This is a genomic window from Microcystis sp. M083S1 (assembly GCF_020246405.1).
Taxonomy (GTDB): Bacteria; Cyanobacteriota; Cyanobacteriia; order Cyanobacteriales; family Microcystaceae; genus Microcystis; species Microcystis aeruginosa_C.
In genome coordinates, this window is record NZ_JADBTB010000188.1 from 1 (window position 1) to 17,817 (window position 17,817).

A 17,817-nucleotide genomic window follows, 5' to 3' on the forward strand; every position below is an offset into this window, starting at 1 on the left:
AGCTTAAAAATTGATTGTTTTCGCCACGACCCCGGCGACTGTTCGAGTTTTGTCAGGGAGATTATGGTGGTGACCCTTGCTACGAAGCGGTCTTTTCTGACCAAGGTTGGGACGGTCTACCACCTCTCTCAATATACAAGGATGGGCATTAGCTCATCCTACAGACCTGTGAGATATTATAGAGGGGTCTCCAGAAGTCAAATCGTAATCAGGAGTTAGTATATGCAAGCAATCCTTTTAAGCCGTGAAGAAGTTGCTCAACGTGCAGAGAAACTGTACGAAAGCAGAATCCGCCAAGAGGTGGAAGTTGAAGAGAACATTGGCAAGATGGTTATCATTGACATTGAAACAGGTGACTACAAAGTTGATGAAAATGGCTTACACGCTGCTGACTTATTGAGCGAGAAACACCCCCATGCTCGGCTCTTTGGGATCAAAATTGGCTACAACGTTGCTGCCGCTTTTGGTGGGGGTGTTATGGAGCGTGTAGTTAAGTGATTTCAGGTATTGTGGCTAATGGACACCCGATCATCACTATCCCATTTCGGATTCCAAATCGCGCTGACTTTCCGATTGAGTTTGTAGTAGATACAGGATTTACAGATGAGCTTTGTTTACCACCCGAAGCAGTAGCATTACTGAATCTTCCTTTCAGGTACGATATGCGTGCGAATTTAGCAGACAACAGCCAAGTAATGCTGCCTCTTCACAAAGCAATTATTATCTGGAATGGTGAGGAGCGAGAAACTCGTGTATTTGCCACAGGGCGGCGACCCCTGGTTGGAACTGCTTTATTAGATAGCCATGAACTTGTGATTCAGTTTACGGAAGGTGGGTTGGTAACGATTGATGATTTGTAGTGCGATGCCGAAGGCACTGCGTAGCAGCACGCCGATCTTGTAGGGTGCGTTCCCTAATGTGGCTCCTACTGCTCCACTAATAGATTTTTGGGGAACGCACCATGCACATTGATTGAAGCGCCGATTCAAATTTGAAGTGCACCACTGGTGGGCTTCCGATGAGGCGGCTCATCAGTAGTAGAGCGGGAGCACTTCGTTAGAATAAATCAAAGTATAATTAAGGCAAAATACTGAGTTGAGGTCAACCCTATGGCAGTTCGTCAACGGCGTTATCCCAAAGATGAGTTAGCCGAGCGAGGGCAAAAACTCTACGAATCTGGCATTCGGCAGCAAGTCGAAGCCGGTAATGAAGGTAAGATTGTAGCGATCGACATTGAAACTGGAGAGTTTGAAGTCGATGAAAACGTTGTGCCTGCAACTAATCGGCTCTTTGAACGTCACCCCGATGCCCAACCTTGGATCATTCGTATCGGACATCGCGCTGTTTATCATTTCGGGGCACGGAGTTTGAAGAAAAATCCATGATGGAAGGTGTTGTAAATTTGCGGCGTGAAGCCACGCTAAGGATTGTAGTCGGAAACTCAAATCGGCAACTGCAAGCGGTTGACGCGGTGATTGATACTGGGTTCAATGGATTTTTATCTTTGCCCTCTACAATCATCGCTACATTAAATTTACCTTGGAGTGGTTCTGATTTTGTCACGCTGGGTGATGGCAGTGAAACTTATTTTGATCTGTACACTGGGACTGTGATATGGGATGGGCAGTACCAAGAGATTGATATTGCAGAATCAGAAACAGAGCCTCTACTAGGAATGGCGCTGCTTTACAGATATCGGTTGCAGGTCGATAACATTGAGGGCGGTAAGGTCAAGATTGAAGCCTTATGAGCCAGTGCTAGAAGAGATTCGGTGAGGCGCGGTCTAACAACGCAGCCGTAGCCGTAGGGTGCGTTCCCTAATAGACCTCTTGCATAAATCCGAAAACAAACGATAGAAACAATAATGGGAGGGACTTTCAGTTAATTATTTATTAGTAGTTGATAATCTTCAAAAATGTTGCTGTACAAGGATCGACTTAAGACTTTTGCAAGAGGTTTAATATGGCTCCTACTGCTCCAGCGATCGATTTTTGGGGAACGCACCATGCACATTGATTGAAACTGTGGGTTAAAGTGCGATGCCGCTCCTCCCGCTCAAACCCCGGAACCCTCTGCTCTCGTTGGTCTGGGGGCTGTCGTCGCTCTGGGAGTTGGCTTCAAGCGCCGCCGCGCCTAGGCAGACAAAAACTAAGCGTTAATTGAAGGTATTACAACAGGATATCTGCAAGGGTCTCTTTTTTTGTGGGTAATTGTGAATTAGAGAAATTGACATATAATAAGAGCATAGAGCTAAATATACCTTTAAAATAGCTTTTCTCATGCCTACCTTCCTTCAAGTTGGGCCTTACAGTTTTATCTTTTTCAGTTCAGATCAACGAGAGCCAGCCCATATCCATGTCAAACGCGATCGCAAACTCGCTAAATATTGGCTTGATCCCATTACCTTAGAGAAAAACCGAGGATTCAAAGAACATGAATTAAACCAGATTGCTAAACTAATAACAGAACATCAACCCGCAATCCTAAGCGCATGGCATGATTACTTTGACCCTTGAAACCGAGCCAATTGCCCATCAAGTGACCCTAACCGACGATAAATTAATAATCGACCTAGCCGACGGTCGCAGCATCACCGTTCCGCTAACATGGTACCCTCGTTTACTGCACGCCTCCCCCGCCGAGCGTCAAAATTGGCAACTCTTAGCGGATGGATGTGCTATCGAATGGCTCGATCTAGATGAGCATATTGGTATCGAAGGACTATTAGCTGGTCGGCGCAGTAGCGAGAGTTCACGCTCCCTGAATCGATGGTTAACAACTCGCAGACAAACTGTAACCGAGTAAATGGGGACAATGTTTCTGTTGTGCCACCCCAAATCCTCCATTCTTGCCCTGTAATTTATATCAAAATTTACTTAGAGCTTGCTGAATAAATCTAAAAACCTTGTTGGGTAAGACTTTTAGACTTTTGGGAAATCAAAAAGTACTGGCTATCGGAGTGATCGGGGGTAAAATTAAGGTACTTTTTCCCTGAAAATTAGGTAATTGACCGCCTGAAAATGGGTAAAACCCTACACCCCACACCCCACACCCCACACCCTAGCCCCACCAACAAACTTTTTCAGTAAACCCTATCTATCAAGGGATTTACCATACCTTACCCGAAATAATAGTGAAATTTTGTGACAAAGTGCAGCCAGATATAAGAATCTTTGCTACATTCCCAGAAGGCTTCGGTGATAAGTCTCCTTAAAGGAAGCTCTTTGCAGTAAGCTAATCTGGCTAACACGCTTTTGGGCGTGATATGGGGGAGGATACAACCATGACTCATGAGATTTTAGGTGAATTTTTATCTTTGCCTGCTGAAGCACAGAGCCAAGTAGTCAGCCTGATCGCTTTTTTGAAACAAAAGTACATATATTCTGAACCTCTGTCTGCATCGTCAAATGTTGATTTAGTTAATGATCCCTTTGTTGGAATGTGGCGCGATCGTCAAGATTTAGATAGTACTACTTGGGTGCGAAATTTACGAGAAAGCGAGTGGTCAAAGACAAATGGCTAGTTCAACTATCGTAGATACCGACATAATCATTGATGTTGGTCGTGGTATTCCTGACGCAGTCAATTGTCTGCAAAGGCTACAATCAAGTTCCAGATTAGCAATTAGCGTAGTTACACAAATGGAACTAATTGTTGGCTGCACTAACAAGTCAGAGTTACGGACGCTGGAAAAATTCCTTCAACAGTTTGATGTAATCAGAATTGACCAACCTATTTCAGACAAAGCGGTTGACTTACTTCGCTTGTATCGGCTAAGTCACGGTTTGCTGATTGCCGATGGCTTGATTGCAGGTACAGCAATAATATGGAATTACCCTTTTATCACCAAGAATCAACGAGACTACCGATTTATTCAAAATTTAAATGTATTACCCTACCCTTAGCGAAAAGCCTAACTAGACCGTTATGCCGCAAGTCCTCGGTGGAGGGTGTAAACAGCCGATCTTGTAAGCTGCGTTCCCTAATGTGGCTCCTACTGGTCCAGCGATCGATTTTTGGGGAACGCACCATGCACATTTATTGCAGCTGTGATACCAAATCCTGTTATAATAAAACGAGATATTGTAGGGTGCGTCCCATGCAGCCTTTACCTTTTTGAAAACACTTTCAATGATGTAGCTATGGACTGGGAAACTCGAATTACACTAAATCCCGATATTTTGGTGGGAAAACCTATCATTAAAGGAACAAGGATTGCGGTTGAATTTATCATCGATCTTCTCGCCCAAGGTTGGAGTATTGATGAAATTCTGCGAAACTACCCAGGTATTACAGTAGAAGATATTCAAGCTTGTCTTAGCTATGCTAGTGTAATGCTCAAGTCTGAGAAAGTCTATGCTATTCCTGCTTAACTGATGCGTTTTCTAGCGAACGAAAATTTCCCCCTTGATGCGGTTGAAGCCCCAGGACAAAATGGCCATGATGTCCTGTGGATTAGGGTGGAATCCCCCGGAATCTCGGACTGGGAAGTTTTAAGTCGCGCCCAAGCAGAAAATCGTATTCTCTTGACATTTGATAAAGATTTTGGAGAACTCGCCTTTCGTTCAAGGTTGCCGGCCAGTGTTGGTATTATTTTGTTTAGAATAAGAGTACCTTCTGCATCTGTAGTCGCTGAGAAAGTTGCCAAGGTTATCTCATTGCGGGATGACTGGTATGGACACTTTACAGTTATTGAAGAAGACAAAATTAGAATGAGAGACTTAACGGTGAGATCGCCGATCTTGTAAGCTGCGTTCCCTGATGTGGCTCTTACTGCTCCAGCGATCGATTTTTGGGGAACGCACCATGCACATTGATTGAAACTGTGGGTTTAAGTGCGATGCTGATCTTGTAGCTTGGGTTGACGGTTGTTACCCAACTCCCTCAAAACCAAGATTAAATGCAGTAGGATAGACGTGGGATAGATTTTCTAGATTGCCGTGAGCGAAACCGTCTATATTGAAACCAGTATTTTGGGTCATCTAACCGCAAGACCAACAGAAAACCTGATTCTTGCCGCTAACATTAAGATTACACAAGACTGCTGGGATGAGTATAGTAGTTCATTAGTTCTGTATGTTTCGGAAATTGTTGAAGATGAAGCATCGAGAGGAGATTCAAAAATTGCTACTCAAAGACAGAACTTGTTACAGTCCTTGATTTTTCTCGATCTAACCGAAGAAGCGATCGCTCTAGCACAAGAATTCCTACAACAAAGCAACCTACCCCCCAAAGCGTCTAATGATGCCTTACACATGGCACTAGCAACCGTTTATGGCTTAGACTATCTACTAACATGGAATTGTAAGCACATGGCAAACGCTCAAATTCAAAGAAAGCTATCTCAAATTAGTCTTGAGCTTGGATACAGGCTGCCATTTGTTTGTACCCCTTACGAGTTCATAGGATTTAAGCTTCGAGGAGAATAACTATGTATAAAGATGAAATTGTCGAAGAAATTCATAAATATAGAGAAGAATACGCAAAATCTTTTAATTATGATCTCAAGGCAATATTTGACGATCTTAGAGAAAAGCAAATTGCCAGTGGACGTAAAGTTATTAAGCTCCCGATCAAGCGACAGTATAACAAATCACTGCACCCGACCGAGAGTGCGATCGTCTTCACGCACTGAAAGCCGTAGGGTACGTTCCCTAATGTGACTCCTACTGCTCCACCGATCGATTTTTGCGGAACGCACCATGCACATTGATTGAAGCTGTGGGTTAAAGTGCGATGCCGCTCTGGTGGGCCCAGTTGAGGAATGTTAGCGTTGGTTAAAATAGAGGGGCAATCCTGTAGGCTAGACTGTAAGCAGCTAACTAAATCACCCCTAATTCTTGTGATAGAGATTTCCCCATGCTCCAAGCCTTGAAAGCGATTTATCATAGTGGTACGTTCATCCTTCAAACAGCTTACGATTTACCTGAAGGCACTGAGGTGGAGCTTTTTGTCAAATCACCTCAAATTATTCCCCCAAAGATTACCGATATTGCGGCTAGGCAGAATTTTTTAAGGCTGCTTGTTGAGCGAATGCAACAAAACCCCATTCCCTCTGATGCTCCCCAGTTTACGAGAGATATGTTGCATGAACGCCGTTGACACAAATGTTTTAATTTACGTCAATGATTCGCGTGATCCCGGTAAGCAGACAATCGCAGCTTCTCTAGTAGCTAATCTGACAGAGGGAGTTTTAATTTGGCAGGTTGCCTGCGAATATTTAGCGGCAAGCCGCAAACTTGAGCCATTTGGGTATTCAGACATTGATGGGCTGAAAATTGTCAATCCTTTCAAGAGTCCCTAAACCTGCCGCAGCATAAGCCGTTCCCATACCCTGCTCCCACCAAAAACTTTTTCCCTATGAGGGCAAAGATTCGCCAATAGACTGGACAAGAACCTCTAGATGGGCGCGGCTATGGGTGGCCATGGCAGTAAACCGCAGACGACTGGTGGGAACGGTAGGAGGACGAATTGCGGGGGCAAAAATGCCTTTTTCTAGCAGTTTTTGCGATAATTCTAGGGCTTGACCCGGATTGGCTACCGGTAAACATAAAATCGCCGCTTCCGAAGGCAATATATTAAAATTATTTAAGTTACTCTTGACAAAATTAATATTTTGGTGTAGGCGTTGGCGACGTTCCGGTTCCAGATGAATAATCTCTAGAGCCATTCTAGCGGCGGCGGTGTCGGCGGGGGATAAACCGGTAGTATAAATCCAAGTAGCGGCGCGATTGCGGATAAAATCGATAATTTTGGCGTTTCCGGTCACATATCCCCCTAAACTGCCCAAAGCTTTACTCAGGGTTCCCATCTGAATTAATTCCCGTCCCTGACAACCACAATATTCCACGCAACCTGTGCCATTTTCCCCCATAACCCCGGTAGCGTGGGCCTCATCCACCAAAACCATACAATTATAAATCTCGGCTAGAGCGAGAATTCCCGCTAGGGGACAGATATCCCCATCCATGCTAAACACTGTATCGGTGAGCAGTAAACAATGACGATAGTGATGACGGTGGGCTAATAACTGATTTTCTAAATCTTCGAGACTATTGTGCCGGTATTCTTTCACCGTGGCACCGCTTAACTTGGCTCCATTTTTCAGGCTAGAGTGATTGTACTGATCGCCTAAAATCAGGTCTTTCTGCCCGACTAAACAGGTAATTGTCCCCAAATTGGCTAAATATCCCGAACTAAAAACGATCGCGTCTTCGCTATTTTTAAAAGATGCGATCGCTAATTCTAAGTCTCGATGAATATCTCGGTGTCCACTTAATAGACGCGAACCGGTGCTTCCAGTTCCATAGCGTTGTGTGGCTGCTATGGCTGCCGCGATCATTCTTTCATCGGCTGCTAATCCCAGATAATCATTACTGGCAAAATTAATCAGCGATCGACCCTCTAATTCTATAACGGCTCCGCCCTGGCCTTGAATGGTTTTAACCCTTCGATACCAATTGGCCCGATGGAGGGTTTTTAAGCTATCCTCGATCCAAGAATAAGGATGATTCATAGGCGATTTGTCAATACATAGTCAGATTATTCCCGAAAAAGGCTCTTTTAAGGGTTAATAGTTTCGTAAAAACGACAATCTTGACAGGGACCAGAGGGGTTAATCGCACAGCGTAACAGTTCGGATCTGGCGTTAAAACGACAACTAGCATCCCCCATCACCCAACGTCCTTCAATCAAACTTTTTTCGTTAGGAGTGGGAGCAGTTTGTACATAAAGGGAAATTTTGCGTAAACAATAGCCACCAATCTTGTATTGATACTGGTGGTGACGTTCCAAAACCGCATAGGTTTGTCCTTTTAAGGCCAAATAATTACCCGGTTGTGGCATCCAATCCAATTGGATCTCTCCCAAACTTTGCCGTGGATGGGTTAGAATAACCTCCGTTAGTAATGAATCTTGCTCCATGATTATCCCTGTATTCTGGGCTACCTTTGCTCAATGGTAGCCTAGATCTCTGGCTCTCTTATTCTTTGTGTGATAAGTTTAACTTATATAATAGCGATCAATCTTTGTGTCCTTTGTGTCTCTGTGGTTCGTTCCACTCACTCTAGAATTGCCAATTTCCCGATTAGAGTAGAAGATAAACAGCAGGATTTTTCCGAGAATTTAGTTTATGGTTTACCCCATCCCGCCTGAAGATAATCTACCGCAAAAATTTCCGAAAATTCCCTTAGATCGTCGGGCCTATGCTTTCCTGATCGACTTTGCCTCGATCTGGTTTTTAAGCTCCTTTGCTAATAGTGCGCCTGTACTGCAATTCTTGCTTTTTCTGCTGATCTGGTGGTGTTTGCGGGTGTTATTGGTAGCGCAGAATCAGGGTCAGAGTTTAGGACGTTGGGCCTTGGATATGAAGGTCATCGATCTGCGACTTCAGCGTTTACCCGGAATTTTGGAGTTAAGCAAACGAGAGGCGATCGCTGGTGGCGGGGCAGCTTTAATGATGGTAGGGTTAAATACTTTTTTTGGCAATCCTTTAAGTTTGATTTTATTATCTTCGCCCCTTTTCGCCGATTGTGGTATGGCGATCGGTGATGAGCAATTGAACCGAGCTTTCCACGATCGCATCGGTGGCACGATTGTTATTCCCACCCGTCGGGGTTTTTCTCTCGATCTACGTTTAAGAAGGCTTTGGTATCAAGTTAAGGGCAGAATGAGAAGATAAATACCGGTTATTCAGGAGACAGGAGACGGGAGACAGGAGATTGCTTTTATTTATTCTCCCCACCCCCCAATTCATAATTCATAATTCATAATTCATAATTCCCACTTCCCCACACCCCAACATCTAACTGATCACTGAAAAAGGCGGGATCGGCCGGGATCGAACCGGCGGCCTAGTGCTTAGGAGGCACTCGCTCTATCCAACTGAGCTACGACCCCAATTTTTTCCCTAACCATGATAAGCCATCCATGGCTAAATTGCTGATTGCCATGGATTATTTAAGGGTTTTTTGGGGGGGTAATCTCGACTAATCCAGCAGAAAACGCCTCGATACCCACTCCCTTTTTTGTTTTATGGCCGCAACCTTGGCAGTATGTTAATTTTATTTGCCCTTGAGGGCTTTTTGAAAATTCTTGCGGTAGGCGGGATTAACAGCCAACAGAAGCGGCCAGAACAGTGTTAGAGCTAAACGATTGGGTAAACTGGAACTAAAGTTAGTGCTTCTGTATCCATTCCAGAATTTCCAACCACCGACACCGTAAACAATTATTAAGAGAAAAACAACCAGTCTCATGTCATCTCATCCTTGGATTTAGACAATTCACATCTCCCATTGTAAGCTTGGGTTTTGCCGGCTTGGGAAAAGAAAATATTGTCCTGAATCGGGGGGACGGTGTTAGAATGCCGGTTAGGAACTAGCTCGATCGAGATAGGAAAACTAAAGCCATAATTTGCAAAAACTATTTAAAAACGGCGAAAAGATAGCCTTGGGAGGAAGTTATGCGAGCGGTACTAATGGCAGGTGGTTCGGGGACAAGATTACGTCCGCTTACTTGTGATCTTCCCAAACCGATGGTCCCGATTCTCAACCGTCCGATCGCCGAACATATTATTAATTTACTGCGAAAGCATGACATTACTGAAATTATCACCACCCTGCACTATCTCCCCGATGTCATGCGCGACTACTTTCAAGACGGCAGCGACTTTGGAGTAAAAATCACCTACGCTGTGGAGGAGGATCAACCCCTAGGCACCGCAGGATGTGTGAAAAATATTGCCGAATGGTTAGATGATACCTTTCTGGTGATTAGTGGCGATAGTATCACCGATTTTGACCTGCAAAAAGCGATCGCATTCCATAAAAGCAAAAACTCGAAAGCAACCCTCGTCCTGACGCGCGTTCCCAATCCGATCGAATTTGGGGTAGTGATTACCGACAAAGAAGGCAGAATTCGCCGTTTTATCGAAAAACCATCCACCAGCGAGATTTTTTCCGATACTGTCAACACCGGGACCTATATTCTTGAACCAGAAGTCCTCGATTATCTCCCTTACAAAGAAGAAGCCGACTTTTCTAAAGATTTGTTTCCGCTGCTGCTGCAAAGGGGCGAACCTATGTATGGTTATGTGGCCGATGGTTATTGGTGCGATGTCGGTCATCTGGAGGCCTACCGAGAAGCACAATACGACGCTTTATCCGGCAAAGTTAACCTAGAATTTCCCTATCGAGAAAAATCCCCCGGGGTGTGGGTCGGTACTAATACTTATATCGATCCTAGCGCCCAGATTGAGGCCCCGGCCATGATCGGCAATCATTGCCGCATTGGTGCAAATGTTCTGATCGAGAGGGGTTCGGTTATCGGCGATAATGTCACCATCGGTGCCGGTTCCGATCTGAAACGTCCCATCCTCTGGAATGGTGTGGTGATCGGGGATGAGGTCAATTTAGCCGCTTGTACGATCGCTAGGGGAACCAGAATCGATCGACGGGCCCAAGTACACGAAGGTGCGGTGATTGGACAATTATCGATCGTGGGGGAAGAAGCGCAGATCAATTCCGGGGTAAGAGTCTGGCCGAGTAAACAGATCGAATCGGGAGCCATCCTCAATATTAACCTGATTTGGGGAAATACTGCCCATAAAAACCTCTTTGGTCAACGAGGAGTATCGGGCCTGGCTAACATCGATATCACGCCCGAATTCGCCGTTAAACTGGGGGCATCCTACGGTTCCATTCTAAAACCGGGGTCAACGGTAATCGTCTCCCGGGATCAACGTAGTGTCTCGCGCATGGTCAGTCGATCGCTGATTGCCGGTTTAATGTCCGTGGGAGTTAATATCCAAAACCTACAAGCGAATGCTTTACCGATTTCGCGGACTTTAGTGTCTAAATTAAACGTAGTCGGTGGCATTCACGTCCGTATCCATCCCGATCGCCCGGATTTTCTCTTAATCGAGTTTTTAGACGAAAAAGGGATTAATGTTTCCAAAGCGAGGGAAAAGAAAATCGAAGGGGCCTATTTTAAAGAAGATCTGCGACGGGTGGGAATGCAGGAAATCGGCAGTATGTCCTATCCGGCTGATATTCTCGATAATTACCGCAAAACCTTTGAAACTCAGCTAAATGTGGAGGCTATTCGCAATAGTAGCTCCAAAATCGTCATTGATTACGCCTACGGAGTCTCAGGGGCAATTTTACCAGAATTACTGGCTAAATTTGGCTGTGATGCCGTGGTTCTCAATGCCAGTTTACGTCAGAATGCCCTTTCCATGCAGGAAAGAGAGTTACTGATCCATCAATTGGGCCATGTGGTGGAGGCCCTGAAAGCGAACTTAGGCGTACAAGTTTCGGCCAACGGGGAACAATTAGTCCTCGTCGATGAGAGTGGTTTATCGATTCGCGGGGAACAATTAACTGCTCTAATGGTGAATACAATTCTGACCTCCCATCCTCGCGGTACAGTGGTAGTGCCGGTTCATGCTTCTAGTGCCGTGGAACAGATCGCGCGTCGTCACGATGGCCGGGTGGTGCGGACAAAAGCCAGTCCTAGCGCTTTAATGGAAGGATGTCAAACTAATCCTAATGTGGTTTTGGGAGGATCTGGGCAAACTGGCTTTATTTTTCCGCAATTACATCCCGGTTTCGATGCCATGTTCAGCGTGGCGAAACTTTTGGAGATGTTAACCATTCAGGAACGTTCTCTAGCTCAGGTGCGGGCCGAGTTACCGCGCATTTACAATAAGAATACGGCGGTGCGTTGTCCTTGGAAAGTAAAGGGATCCTTGATGCGCTATCTGGTGGAGACTCACGCTACCGATAATCTAGAGTTGATCGATGGGGTGAAGGTGATTAATCCCCTTAATGATGACTGGGTGTTGATTTTACCCGATGCTGGAGAACCTTTAGTGCATATCTATGCTAACAGTGAGCAGCGGGAATGGGTCGATCGGACAATTAAAGAATATCGTCATCGTGTGCAGTATTTCGTCGAACATTACCAGGGCGAAATAGTGATGATTTAAGAGTTTTCTGCCCTATTAGCCCCGAAACTTGACTATGATGACTTTTTTGACCTAAAAGGTGGCGTAGCCCTGTAGATGCTCATTTTTCCCGCAAAAGCAAGGCGATTCGATCGGCCGCTGCCTCACCGGTGCGGATCGCTCCCTCAAAAAATCCCGGCCAGCGATCGGCCATTTCTGTGCCGGCCCAGTGAATCGGTCCGACGGGAGTAAAAAGAGCCTCGCCGAAACTTGTCCAGACTCCGGGGGGCATAAAAGCGGAATATGCGCCACCAGTCCAAGGATCCCCGGGCCAATCCACCTCATCGTAACTGATCGGGAAAAGTGCCTCTTGACCGAAATAAATAGCTAAATCCGAGAGAACGGCGGCACGACGCGCTGGGCCACTCATGGAGCGCCAACGGTTATAGCGATCGCCAACCACAAAGGTGGCGATTACCCCGACACCGGTTTCGGGATCGGAACTATCAGCACAGAGTTCCAACCATTGACAATTCCCTTGAGCAACTCCCGCTAGTCCCTGTTTTCGCCAGAAAGGTTGCTCATAGGAAATCAGGATTTTAGCGCAGCATCCCATCGGTACTCGTTGGGTTAGTTGTTCTCGCTGGGGTGGTAGCGGGGGATGATAAATAATGCGGCCGGCAAGATGGGGTGGCATGGCAATGATGGCAAATTTGGCGGTAAAAGTATTCTGGCTGGTTTCTACGGTCACGCCGGCCGAGTCATAATTAAGGCGAAAAACCGGTTCCCCCAATCGAATTCGCTCTCCTAACTCCGCTGCGATCTTGTCGGGAATTTGTCCGGCTCCGCCATGGATCAGTTCGGCTTCTGGATGTTCGGCCTGAGGGGCGCAATTTTGTCCCCAAAGAACGTGCAGCAGTGAGACTTGTTGGGGTTCGGCCGGCCCGAGAAACCCCACTGCACGCGCCATATAAGCAAAATACCATTGACCAAAATCTGTGCTGGTGTTTTCTTCAATCCACTGGGCAAAAGTTTTACTGTCTAGTTTTTTGGTGTGATCGTTGCTTTGGGGATAACCTGAAGGTAGGGTTTTGGCTAGTTCTTGAAAACGCGCCCATGCTGACATCGCATCTTGCCATTCTGCCGCGCCGATATCGGGTACTTCTCCCTCGTGGAAACCTTGAAAAAAACCATTGAATTCATAGCGTTTGTTGTTGAACACTAGGACGGTTTTTCCCTGATTGGGAGAGGGAAAACGACGTATTTTATACTCATCAAGGAGGGCTAAAAAACGCTCTTGGGTTGGACCGACCCACTGACCACCTCGATCGATCCACTGTCCGGAGGGGAGATATTGACCAGACATTCTGCCACCGTAACGATTTCGCGCTTCGATTACCAGAACTTGATGACCTTGCCTCTGGAGATTCCGCGCGGCGATTAATCCTGCTAATCCCGCCCCGATCACGATACACTCATAGTTAGTCAATTGGAGATTGGTCATGATTTTAGCCCCACAGAATACCTGATAATTAACAATTATTATTCTCCCCGATTTTTGCCTCAGTTTCTCTATCCATTGGCTCTTTTGATTAAATTATCTGCTGCTATCAATGTTTGATCTTCTTAGCGATCGCTTAAGCCAACACCTAGAACAAATTGTCCGAGAAAGAAACCCTTTTTTCTCTAGTCAAGGACATTTTTATGTGCGAGAATACCTGCGGCAAGAGTTAGGCAATTGGGGAAAAGTTGAATCACATTTTTTCCATTTTCAGGGAAAAAATTACGAAAATTTAATCTTGGATTTGCCTAACAACAGTCAAAAACCTCCGATTTTAATTGGCGCTCATTATGACACGGTGCCGGGGTCGCCGGGGGCCGACGATAACGCCACGGGATTAGCGGTATTATTAGAATTAGCGAGGTTTTTTGGGGAGAATCAAGCTAATTATCCAATTCGTTTAATTGCCTTCGATCTAGAAGAATACGGATTACTGGGGAGCATTGCCTACGCAGAAAAATTAAAACAAACTAAGCAGGATTTAAGGTTAATGTTATCCTTAGAAATGCTCGGTTACTGTGATAAAAATCCCCATTCTCAAAAATATCCGGCTTTTCTAGAATATTTTTACCCCAACACCGGGGATTTTATCGCTTTGATTGGCAATCTCAAAACCCGCAAGGATTTAAATTTTCTCAGTCGAGTCCTGCGGGAAAATCAGACTCCCTGCGAGTGGTTGCCGGTAATTTTTGGAGGTTATGTCGTCCCCGATACTCGACGCAGCGATCATTCTCCCTTTTGGAGTCGCGGTTATTCGGCAATTATGGTGACAGATACGGCTAATATGCGTAATCCCTATTATCATAGTTCTCGGGATACAATCGCTACTTTAGACTTAAATTTCCTAACACGAGTGTGTCAAGGTCTCTGTTTTGGATTGCAATCTTTACCGATAAGATAAAAGTTAGCGTTAGCGTAACGCACCAATCCCAGTTAAGTAGGTAGGCGTTAAAAGTTGTCAGATCCCCCCGCCTATCGGCACCCCCCTTATTAAGGGGGGCAGGGGGGATCGAACCTAAAATCCATTTTTAATTTAATTATAACCAGCTACTTAGAAACCCAACATTATTGACGACATTGGTGTGGTTGGGTTTCGCTTAAGCGTCGCTAATATTTGACAGACAAAAGTTATTATTGCTCAACCCAACCTACTGCTTAAGTCACTTGTCTTGGCAAAATTAAAGTCTATCCCGTGTTTTTCCCTATCAATGTTGTTCTTTCGATCATCTCACTCAAACTGGATTTTTTGTACTTCACCGCCGAACAATTTTTAAAAATTCCCTTGGTGTAACGATCTCTGTTTTCCCATAGCGTTGCAGTATAAGCAAATCATTGTCACCAGTAATGAGATAGCGTGCTTCCCCACTGGTTGCCAGATTTAGGAATTTATTATCGTCTCGATCTCGGCAAATTTCAGTGTGGTCAGTAGGTCTAATCAGCAGCGAAATTTCCAAAATTCTTACTAGCAGTTGTTGGCGCTGCTCCAGTGTAATGTACCTCTCGAACTTTGGGAGAAGAAGTTTTGTGACCAACTCGCATATAGTTGCGGGACTTTGCAGAATAATAAAGTTATTAATCGCGTATTCTACAGCCAAAGCTGGTGTTGTCGTACTGCTTAAGGCGAAGCTTATCAAGACGTTCGTATCGATAACTATGGGTTCACGATTCATCTACTAAAAGCTCTTCCAACTTCTCATCAGTCAATCCCTGACTCTTGGCATAAGCACGAATTTCATTCACCACTTCCATCAAGGCTTGGGTGGTTTCTTCCTGTTCGTTTCCCGTCATCTCATGATTCTCGATGGTGAAATCGACACACGCATGAGCGGACAAACCTAACTGCTCGATCGCTGTGGGGATCTCGCTAATTTTAACGTTTCGGATCGTTGCTTTCATATTTTCAAAGTAGCACAAATACAAACTTAAAACAACCCTCTCATTACTTTTTGCTCGGTTTCCTTCTTAATCTTGAGTGTAGTGGATTGTTTCAGCTAATTTGGTGTATTAGAAAAATGCTATAAATTCTATAATCTAAGACTTTAAGCCGAAATCTATTGCCCTATTTTAGCTGAAACAGTCCAGTAGGGTGCGTTAGGGTTAGCGTAACGCACCAATCCCAGTTAGAAACCCAACATTATTGACGACATTGATGCGGTTGGATTTCGCTCAAGCGTCGCTAATAGTAGTATCCTAACATCGGCAACAGATAAACCTCCGTCAAGCATCTGTAACCATTGCTGGTTTTTTTCTCCGAATCACCCATAATCTTATTTTAACCGTTCAGGGGGCGGTTATCAAGTAGCCATTAGTTTTGTAATGGGGATTTATGTCCCGCTCCAAAAACTTTTCGTCTTAAGGCGAGGTTTTAGACCCGATTTTTTCGATAAAAGCAGACCACGGGGGAATTTTTCACAGCACTAAAGCTCTGCAAGAATTATCACTTTAAGCGGTGACATTTTCTGTTTCTGCTGGTTTAATTTCCTGCATTTCTACTTTAATTAAACTCACTCTAGCACGATAAAGTAGTTTTTCCCCATGACGATAGCCCCGATAACGAACTAAAACGGGTGTACCGATTGCTGCTTGACCATCGATCAATTGATGGATTTGCGGATCGTAACTAACATGATCACCGACACTGTGAATTGGTTGCACTCCCCAGCGCTGCAGTAACTGCATAATCGGTTTAACTAGGGAGAGGATTTTGACGGCTGCTAGGTCGGGATTTTTGCGGGCAACGGCCTCGGCCGTGGGCCATTGAACTAACCAAGATTCGATCGCTTCGATGCTTTGACGTTGAAATTCTTCGGCTAATTCTTCTTTTTGCTGGTCTAATTTTTGCTGTAAATTTTGATACTCTTGTTCGAGAATTTTTAATTCCCCTGAACGATCCTCTGTCCCCATCGTCGGGATTTGAAAATGAGCGAGGAGATCGCTAACTGGCAGCTGCAGCGCATTAGCTAATTTCACCAAAGATTCAGAGGATAATTTGGCGATTAAACCATGGCGAACTCTCTGCAATTGCCAAGAAGATAGACCCGATAACTTACTCAATTCTTCCAGATTTTTACAGCCAATTTCTGCCATTAACTGCTCTAATTTTTGCCGATGATATTTATATAAGGACTCATTCATGGGACTTCTCAGCTTAAGCGATGTGTTTAGCTAAAACGGATTTAGGAGCGCGACGAACTCGACAGAGAATTGTTTCTTTACCGAGACGCTGATGAGCGGCAAAGCGATGGCAACCGGAAAAACCGTAGTATTGACCATCCACCTCCAAAACATCGATCGGTTCTCGCAATCCCTCCTCAGCGATCGATTGCATCAACTGATTAACTTTTTCGGGATCGGTTTGTCGCGGTAAAGGACGACGAATTTGGGACAGAGGAATGTTTTTAATTTCCATACTGTCTTCACTATAGCACATTTAGGCTAAACTGAAGATAAGTTGACTCGGTTGCTGATGCAGTGGTCTGTCTCGGTGCTGGCCGTTTTCTTAACACAGACAAGATTTTATCAGTCAGTCCTCTCCTTTGCTGACTATGACTATTCCTCCTATCAGGGAAAAAATTATCCGGCAAAATAGCACCAATGCTTCCTATCAGCGCGGTCAATATTATTACGATAACGGTGCGGTTATTTCTCTTTGGCAACGGGGGCAAAATCTACAAGCTTTAGTGTATGGTAGTTAGGTTAAAAACTATCGAGTTGTCATGGATTTTAACCAAGATAATCTTGAGAATCTCTCCTGTTCTTGTTCCTAGTATTACGAGGGTTTGTGTAAGCGTATTATGGCGGTTTTATTAACCTGTTCTCGTCAACTATAATTAATTATTAAAAAAGCTTCCCTAGAGGAGTTATTGACACCGATCGATGAAAGTAAATTAAGAAAATTGCTTAATCATTTAGTGGCTAAACACCCAGAAATTATCGAGACAATTGATAAATTTTTAGTTCCAGCTACCCCAGTTAATAAAGCGGCAGCGAAGATAACTATTAATCTCAAAGCTTATCGTAATACTGTCCGTAATGAACTGCGGCAATCCCTACGAGCGATCCAAGAAGATTACTACGAAGAATATCCAATTTCTAATGAAATTTACGCCCTAGTGGATGAGAACCAAGATTATTATCAAAAGGGAGAACCAGATAACGCCCTCGCTATTTTAGAAGCAATTATTAGCGCCTGTATCGAGTAATGGGATGATTTAGAAGATTACGGTGACATCAATGATGATTTAAGTGCTAGAATCGATCGAGTTTTAACTGCAGCAATTTTAAGTAGGTAGGTATTAAAAACTTTCAGATC

General features: G+C 44.6%; 26 protein-coding genes, 1 tRNA gene and 1 pseudogene. 19 read left to right on the forward strand and 9 right to left on the reverse strand.

Annotated features, from left to right (window positions below; genetic code table 11):
• Nucleotides 1–222 precede the first annotated feature (222 nt).
• The 15 genes from IM450_RS17070 (at nucleotide 223) to IM450_RS17140 (ending at nucleotide 6,304) form a co-directional block, all read left to right on the forward strand.
• A complete protein-coding gene (locus IM450_RS17070) occupies nucleotides 223–498 on the forward strand; it encodes a hypothetical protein (protein ID WP_002739245.1) in 276 nt (91 codons plus the stop codon).
• On the forward strand, nucleotides 495–860 hold the full coding sequence (locus tag IM450_RS17075) for a clan AA aspartic protease (RefSeq protein WP_008205585.1): 366 nt from the start codon (nucleotides 495–497) through the stop codon (nucleotides 858–860). The genes IM450_RS17070 and IM450_RS17075 overlap by 4 nt, the downstream gene beginning before the upstream one ends.
• 249 nt (nucleotides 861–1,109) lie before the next feature.
• Nucleotides 1,110–1,385, forward strand: coding sequence for a hypothetical protein (locus IM450_RS17080; RefSeq protein ID WP_002752924.1), 276 nt, complete (start codon nucleotides 1,110–1,112; stop codon nucleotides 1,383–1,385).
• Nucleotides 1,382–1,750, forward strand: coding sequence for a hypothetical protein (locus tag IM450_RS17085; protein ID WP_002752923.1), 369 nt, complete (start codon nucleotides 1,382–1,384; stop codon nucleotides 1,748–1,750). The genes IM450_RS17080 and IM450_RS17085 overlap by 4 nt, the downstream gene beginning before the upstream one ends.
• Nucleotides 1,751–2,086: 336 nt before the next feature.
• A complete protein-coding gene (locus IM450_RS17090; RefSeq protein ID WP_242034642.1) occupies nucleotides 2,087–2,137 on the forward strand; it encodes a hypothetical protein in 51 nt (16 codons plus the stop codon).
• A gap of 142 nt (nucleotides 2,138–2,279) precedes the next feature.
• On the forward strand, nucleotides 2,280–2,516 hold the full coding sequence (locus tag IM450_RS17095; RefSeq protein ID WP_004163652.1) for a DUF4160 domain-containing protein: 237 nt from the start codon (nucleotides 2,280–2,282) through the stop codon (nucleotides 2,514–2,516).
• Entirely contained in the window at nucleotides 2,497–2,805 is a 309-nt protein-coding gene (locus IM450_RS17100; RefSeq protein WP_002752921.1) for a DUF2442 domain-containing protein, read from the forward strand. The genes IM450_RS17095 and IM450_RS17100 overlap by 20 nt, the downstream gene beginning before the upstream one ends.
• Before the next feature lie 478 nt (nucleotides 2,806–3,283).
• Nucleotides 3,284–3,523 (forward strand): hypothetical protein, encoded by a 240-nt coding sequence (locus IM450_RS17105; RefSeq protein WP_002739406.1) that lies wholly within the window; start codon nucleotides 3,284–3,286, stop codon nucleotides 3,521–3,523.
• On the forward strand, nucleotides 3,516–3,905 hold the full coding sequence (locus IM450_RS17110) for a type II toxin-antitoxin system VapC family toxin (protein ID WP_287665858.1): 390 nt from the start codon (nucleotides 3,516–3,518) through the stop codon (nucleotides 3,903–3,905). The genes IM450_RS17105 and IM450_RS17110 overlap by 8 nt, the downstream gene beginning before the upstream one ends.
• A 237-nt stretch (nucleotides 3,906–4,142) precedes the next feature.
• Nucleotides 4,143–4,373 (forward strand): DUF433 domain-containing protein, encoded by a 231-nt coding sequence (locus tag IM450_RS17115; RefSeq protein ID WP_002779924.1) that lies wholly within the window; start codon nucleotides 4,143–4,145, stop codon nucleotides 4,371–4,373.
• A 3-nt stretch (nucleotides 4,374–4,376) separates the two neighbouring features.
• Entirely contained in the window at nucleotides 4,377–4,748 is a 372-nt protein-coding gene (locus tag IM450_RS17120; protein ID WP_004163653.1) for a DUF5615 family PIN-like protein, read from the forward strand.
• Nucleotides 4,749–4,940: 192 nt separating this feature from the next.
• Nucleotides 4,941–5,429 (forward strand): type II toxin-antitoxin system VapC family toxin, encoded by a 489-nt coding sequence (locus tag IM450_RS17125; protein ID WP_287665861.1) that lies wholly within the window; start codon nucleotides 4,941–4,943, stop codon nucleotides 5,427–5,429.
• Between the two features lie 2 nt (nucleotides 5,430–5,431).
• Nucleotides 5,432–5,635 carry a hypothetical protein gene (locus IM450_RS17130; RefSeq protein WP_002747099.1) on the forward strand — a complete coding sequence of 68 codons (204 nt, stop codon included), beginning with the start codon at nucleotides 5,432–5,434 and terminating at the stop codon, nucleotides 5,633–5,635.
• Nucleotides 5,636–5,859: 224 nt separating this feature from the next.
• On the forward strand, nucleotides 5,860–6,102 hold the full coding sequence (locus IM450_RS17135) for an antitoxin family protein (protein ID WP_287665863.1): 243 nt from the start codon (nucleotides 5,860–5,862) through the stop codon (nucleotides 6,100–6,102).
• On the forward strand, nucleotides 6,089–6,304 hold the full coding sequence (locus IM450_RS17140) for a hypothetical protein (protein WP_004163657.1): 216 nt from the start codon (nucleotides 6,089–6,091) through the stop codon (nucleotides 6,302–6,304). The genes IM450_RS17135 and IM450_RS17140 overlap by 14 nt, the downstream gene beginning before the upstream one ends.
• A 54-nt stretch (nucleotides 6,305–6,358) precedes the next feature.
• Here the strand turns inward: IM450_RS17140 and bioF are convergent, their stop codons facing one another.
• Nucleotides 6,359–7,516, reverse strand: a complete 1,158-nt coding sequence (gene bioF, locus IM450_RS17145) for an 8-amino-7-oxononanoate synthase (RefSeq protein WP_287665868.1) — start codon at nucleotides 7,514–7,516, stop codon at nucleotides 6,359–6,361.
• A 47-nt stretch (nucleotides 7,517–7,563) separates the two neighbouring features.
• Nucleotides 7,564–7,923 (reverse strand): DUF6464 family protein, encoded by a 360-nt coding sequence (locus tag IM450_RS17150; protein ID WP_002765174.1) that lies wholly within the window; start codon nucleotides 7,921–7,923, stop codon nucleotides 7,564–7,566.
• A gap of 208 nt (nucleotides 7,924–8,131) precedes the next feature.
• Between IM450_RS17150 and IM450_RS17160 the strand changes: the two genes are divergently transcribed.
• Entirely contained in the window at nucleotides 8,132–8,680 is a 549-nt protein-coding gene (locus IM450_RS17160; protein ID WP_287665870.1) for an RDD family protein, read from the forward strand.
• A gap of 144 nt (nucleotides 8,681–8,824) precedes the next feature.
• Here IM450_RS17160 and IM450_RS17165 read toward each other — a convergent pair.
• A tRNA-Arg gene (locus tag IM450_RS17165) sits at nucleotides 8,825–8,898 on the reverse strand.
• 164 nt (nucleotides 8,899–9,062) lie between these two features.
• Nucleotides 9,063–9,254: a hypothetical protein gene (locus IM450_RS17170; RefSeq protein WP_039899592.1), complete on the reverse strand. Its 192-nt coding sequence runs from the start codon at nucleotides 9,252–9,254 to the stop codon at nucleotides 9,063–9,065.
• Between the two features lie 206 nt (nucleotides 9,255–9,460).
• Between IM450_RS17170 and IM450_RS17175 the strand changes: the two genes are divergently transcribed.
• Nucleotides 9,461–11,986 (forward strand): mannose-1-phosphate guanyltransferase, encoded by a 2,526-nt coding sequence (locus IM450_RS17175; protein WP_287665873.1) that lies wholly within the window; start codon nucleotides 9,461–9,463, stop codon nucleotides 11,984–11,986.
• Between the two features lie 79 nt (nucleotides 11,987–12,065).
• Here the strand turns inward: IM450_RS17175 and IM450_RS17180 are convergent, their stop codons facing one another.
• A complete protein-coding gene (locus IM450_RS17180) occupies nucleotides 12,066–13,448 on the reverse strand; it encodes a flavin monoamine oxidase family protein (protein WP_287665876.1) in 1,383 nt (460 codons plus the stop codon).
• A 109-nt stretch (nucleotides 13,449–13,557) separates the two neighbouring features.
• Here IM450_RS17180 and IM450_RS17185 point away from each other — a divergent pair, with 109 nt between their 5' ends.
• The gene (locus IM450_RS17185; RefSeq protein ID WP_287665878.1) at nucleotides 13,558–14,406 is read left to right on the forward strand and encodes a M28 family metallopeptidase; all 849 of its coding nucleotides are present in this window, start codon (nucleotides 13,558–13,560) and stop codon (nucleotides 14,404–14,406) included.
• A gap of 352 nt (nucleotides 14,407–14,758) precedes the next feature.
• Here IM450_RS17185 and IM450_RS17190 read toward each other — a convergent pair whose 3' ends face one another.
• The 4 genes from IM450_RS17190 to IM450_RS17205 all read right to left on the reverse strand — a co-directional run bounded on the left by IM450_RS17190 (nucleotide 14,759) and on the right by IM450_RS17205 (nucleotide 16,935).
• Nucleotides 14,759–15,175, reverse strand: coding sequence for a putative toxin-antitoxin system toxin component, PIN family (locus tag IM450_RS17190; protein ID WP_043997644.1), 417 nt, complete (start codon nucleotides 15,173–15,175; stop codon nucleotides 14,759–14,761).
• Nucleotides 15,165–15,401, reverse strand: a complete 237-nt coding sequence (locus tag IM450_RS17195; RefSeq protein ID WP_002799399.1) for a hypothetical protein — start codon at nucleotides 15,399–15,401, stop codon at nucleotides 15,165–15,167. Before IM450_RS17195 ends, IM450_RS17190 begins: the two co-directional genes overlap by 11 nt.
• 546 nt (nucleotides 15,402–15,947) lie before the next feature.
• A complete protein-coding gene (locus tag IM450_RS17200) occupies nucleotides 15,948–16,640 on the reverse strand; it encodes a helix-turn-helix domain-containing protein (RefSeq protein ID WP_004163665.1) in 693 nt (230 codons plus the stop codon).
• A gap of 13 nt (nucleotides 16,641–16,653) precedes the next feature.
• The gene (locus tag IM450_RS17205) at nucleotides 16,654–16,935 is read right to left on the reverse strand and encodes a ParB N-terminal domain-containing protein (RefSeq protein WP_004163666.1); all 282 of its coding nucleotides are present in this window, start codon (nucleotides 16,933–16,935) and stop codon (nucleotides 16,654–16,656) included.
• A gap of 115 nt (nucleotides 16,936–17,050) precedes the next feature.
• On the opposite strand from IM450_RS17205, the pseudogene IM450_RS22595 reads away from it, so the two are divergent.
• Nucleotides 17,051–17,788 (forward strand): annotated as a pseudogene (locus tag IM450_RS22595) (SWIM zinc finger family protein); the annotation flags it as partial.
• Between the last annotated feature and the right edge of the window lie 29 nt (nucleotides 17,789–17,817).

Excerpts from the sequence above, each read along its gene's own strand:
- IM450_RS17070 (WP_002739245.1), top strand. The coding sequence starts at position 223 with ATGCAAGCAATCCTTTTAAGCCGTGAAGAAGTTGCTCAACGTGCAGAG.
- IM450_RS17080 (WP_002752924.1), top strand. The coding sequence starts at position 1,110 with ATGGCAGTTCGTCAACGGCGTTATCCCAAAGATGAGTTAGCCGAGCGA.
- IM450_RS17085 (WP_002752923.1), top strand. The coding sequence starts at position 1,382 with ATGATGGAAGGTGTTGTAAATTTGCGGCGTGAAGCCACGCTAAGGATT.
- IM450_RS17095 (WP_004163652.1), top strand. The coding sequence starts at position 2,280 with ATGCCTACCTTCCTTCAAGTTGGGCCTTACAGTTTTATCTTTTTCAGT.
- IM450_RS17100 (WP_002752921.1), top strand. The coding sequence starts at position 2,497 with ATGATTACTTTGACCCTTGAAACCGAGCCAATTGCCCATCAAGTGACC.
- IM450_RS17105 (WP_002739406.1), top strand. The coding sequence starts at position 3,284 with ATGACTCATGAGATTTTAGGTGAATTTTTATCTTTGCCTGCTGAAGCA.
- IM450_RS17110 (WP_287665858.1), top strand. The coding sequence starts at position 3,516 with ATGGCTAGTTCAACTATCGTAGATACCGACATAATCATTGATGTTGGT.
- IM450_RS17115 (WP_002779924.1), top strand. The coding sequence starts at position 4,143 with ATGGACTGGGAAACTCGAATTACACTAAATCCCGATATTTTGGTGGGA.
- IM450_RS17120 (WP_004163653.1), top strand. The coding sequence starts at position 4,377 with ATGCGTTTTCTAGCGAACGAAAATTTCCCCCTTGATGCGGTTGAAGCC.
- IM450_RS17130 (WP_002747099.1), top strand. The coding sequence starts at position 5,432 with ATGTATAAAGATGAAATTGTCGAAGAAATTCATAAATATAGAGAAGAA.
- IM450_RS17135 (WP_287665863.1), top strand. The coding sequence starts at position 5,860 with ATGCTCCAAGCCTTGAAAGCGATTTATCATAGTGGTACGTTCATCCTT.
- IM450_RS17140 (WP_004163657.1), top strand. The coding sequence starts at position 6,089 with ATGAACGCCGTTGACACAAATGTTTTAATTTACGTCAATGATTCGCGT.
- bioF (WP_287665868.1), bottom strand. The coding sequence starts at position 7,516 with ATGAATCATCCTTATTCTTGGATCGAGGATAGCTTAAAAACCCTCCAT.
- IM450_RS17150 (WP_002765174.1), bottom strand. The coding sequence starts at position 7,923 with ATGGAGCAAGATTCATTACTAACGGAGGTTATTCTAACCCATCCACGG.
- IM450_RS17160 (WP_287665870.1), top strand. The coding sequence starts at position 8,132 with ATGGTTTACCCCATCCCGCCTGAAGATAATCTACCGCAAAAATTTCCG.
- IM450_RS17170 (WP_039899592.1), bottom strand. The coding sequence starts at position 9,254 with ATGAGACTGGTTGTTTTTCTCTTAATAATTGTTTACGGTGTCGGTGGT.
- IM450_RS17175 (WP_287665873.1), top strand. The coding sequence starts at position 9,461 with ATGCGAGCGGTACTAATGGCAGGTGGTTCGGGGACAAGATTACGTCCG.
- IM450_RS17180 (WP_287665876.1), bottom strand. The coding sequence starts at position 13,448 with ATGACCAATCTCCAATTGACTAACTATGAGTGTATCGTGATCGGGGCG.
- IM450_RS17185 (WP_287665878.1), top strand. The coding sequence starts at position 13,558 with ATGTTTGATCTTCTTAGCGATCGCTTAAGCCAACACCTAGAACAAATT.
- IM450_RS17190 (WP_043997644.1), bottom strand. The coding sequence starts at position 15,175 with ATGAATCGTGAACCCATAGTTATCGATACGAACGTCTTGATAAGCTTC.
- IM450_RS17195 (WP_002799399.1), bottom strand. The coding sequence starts at position 15,401 with ATGAAAGCAACGATCCGAAACGTTAAAATTAGCGAGATCCCCACAGCG.
- IM450_RS17200 (WP_004163665.1), bottom strand. The coding sequence starts at position 16,640 with ATGAATGAGTCCTTATATAAATATCATCGGCAAAAATTAGAGCAGTTA.
- IM450_RS17205 (WP_004163666.1), bottom strand. The coding sequence starts at position 16,935 with ATGTGCTATAGTGAAGACAGTATGGAAATTAAAAACATTCCTCTGTCC.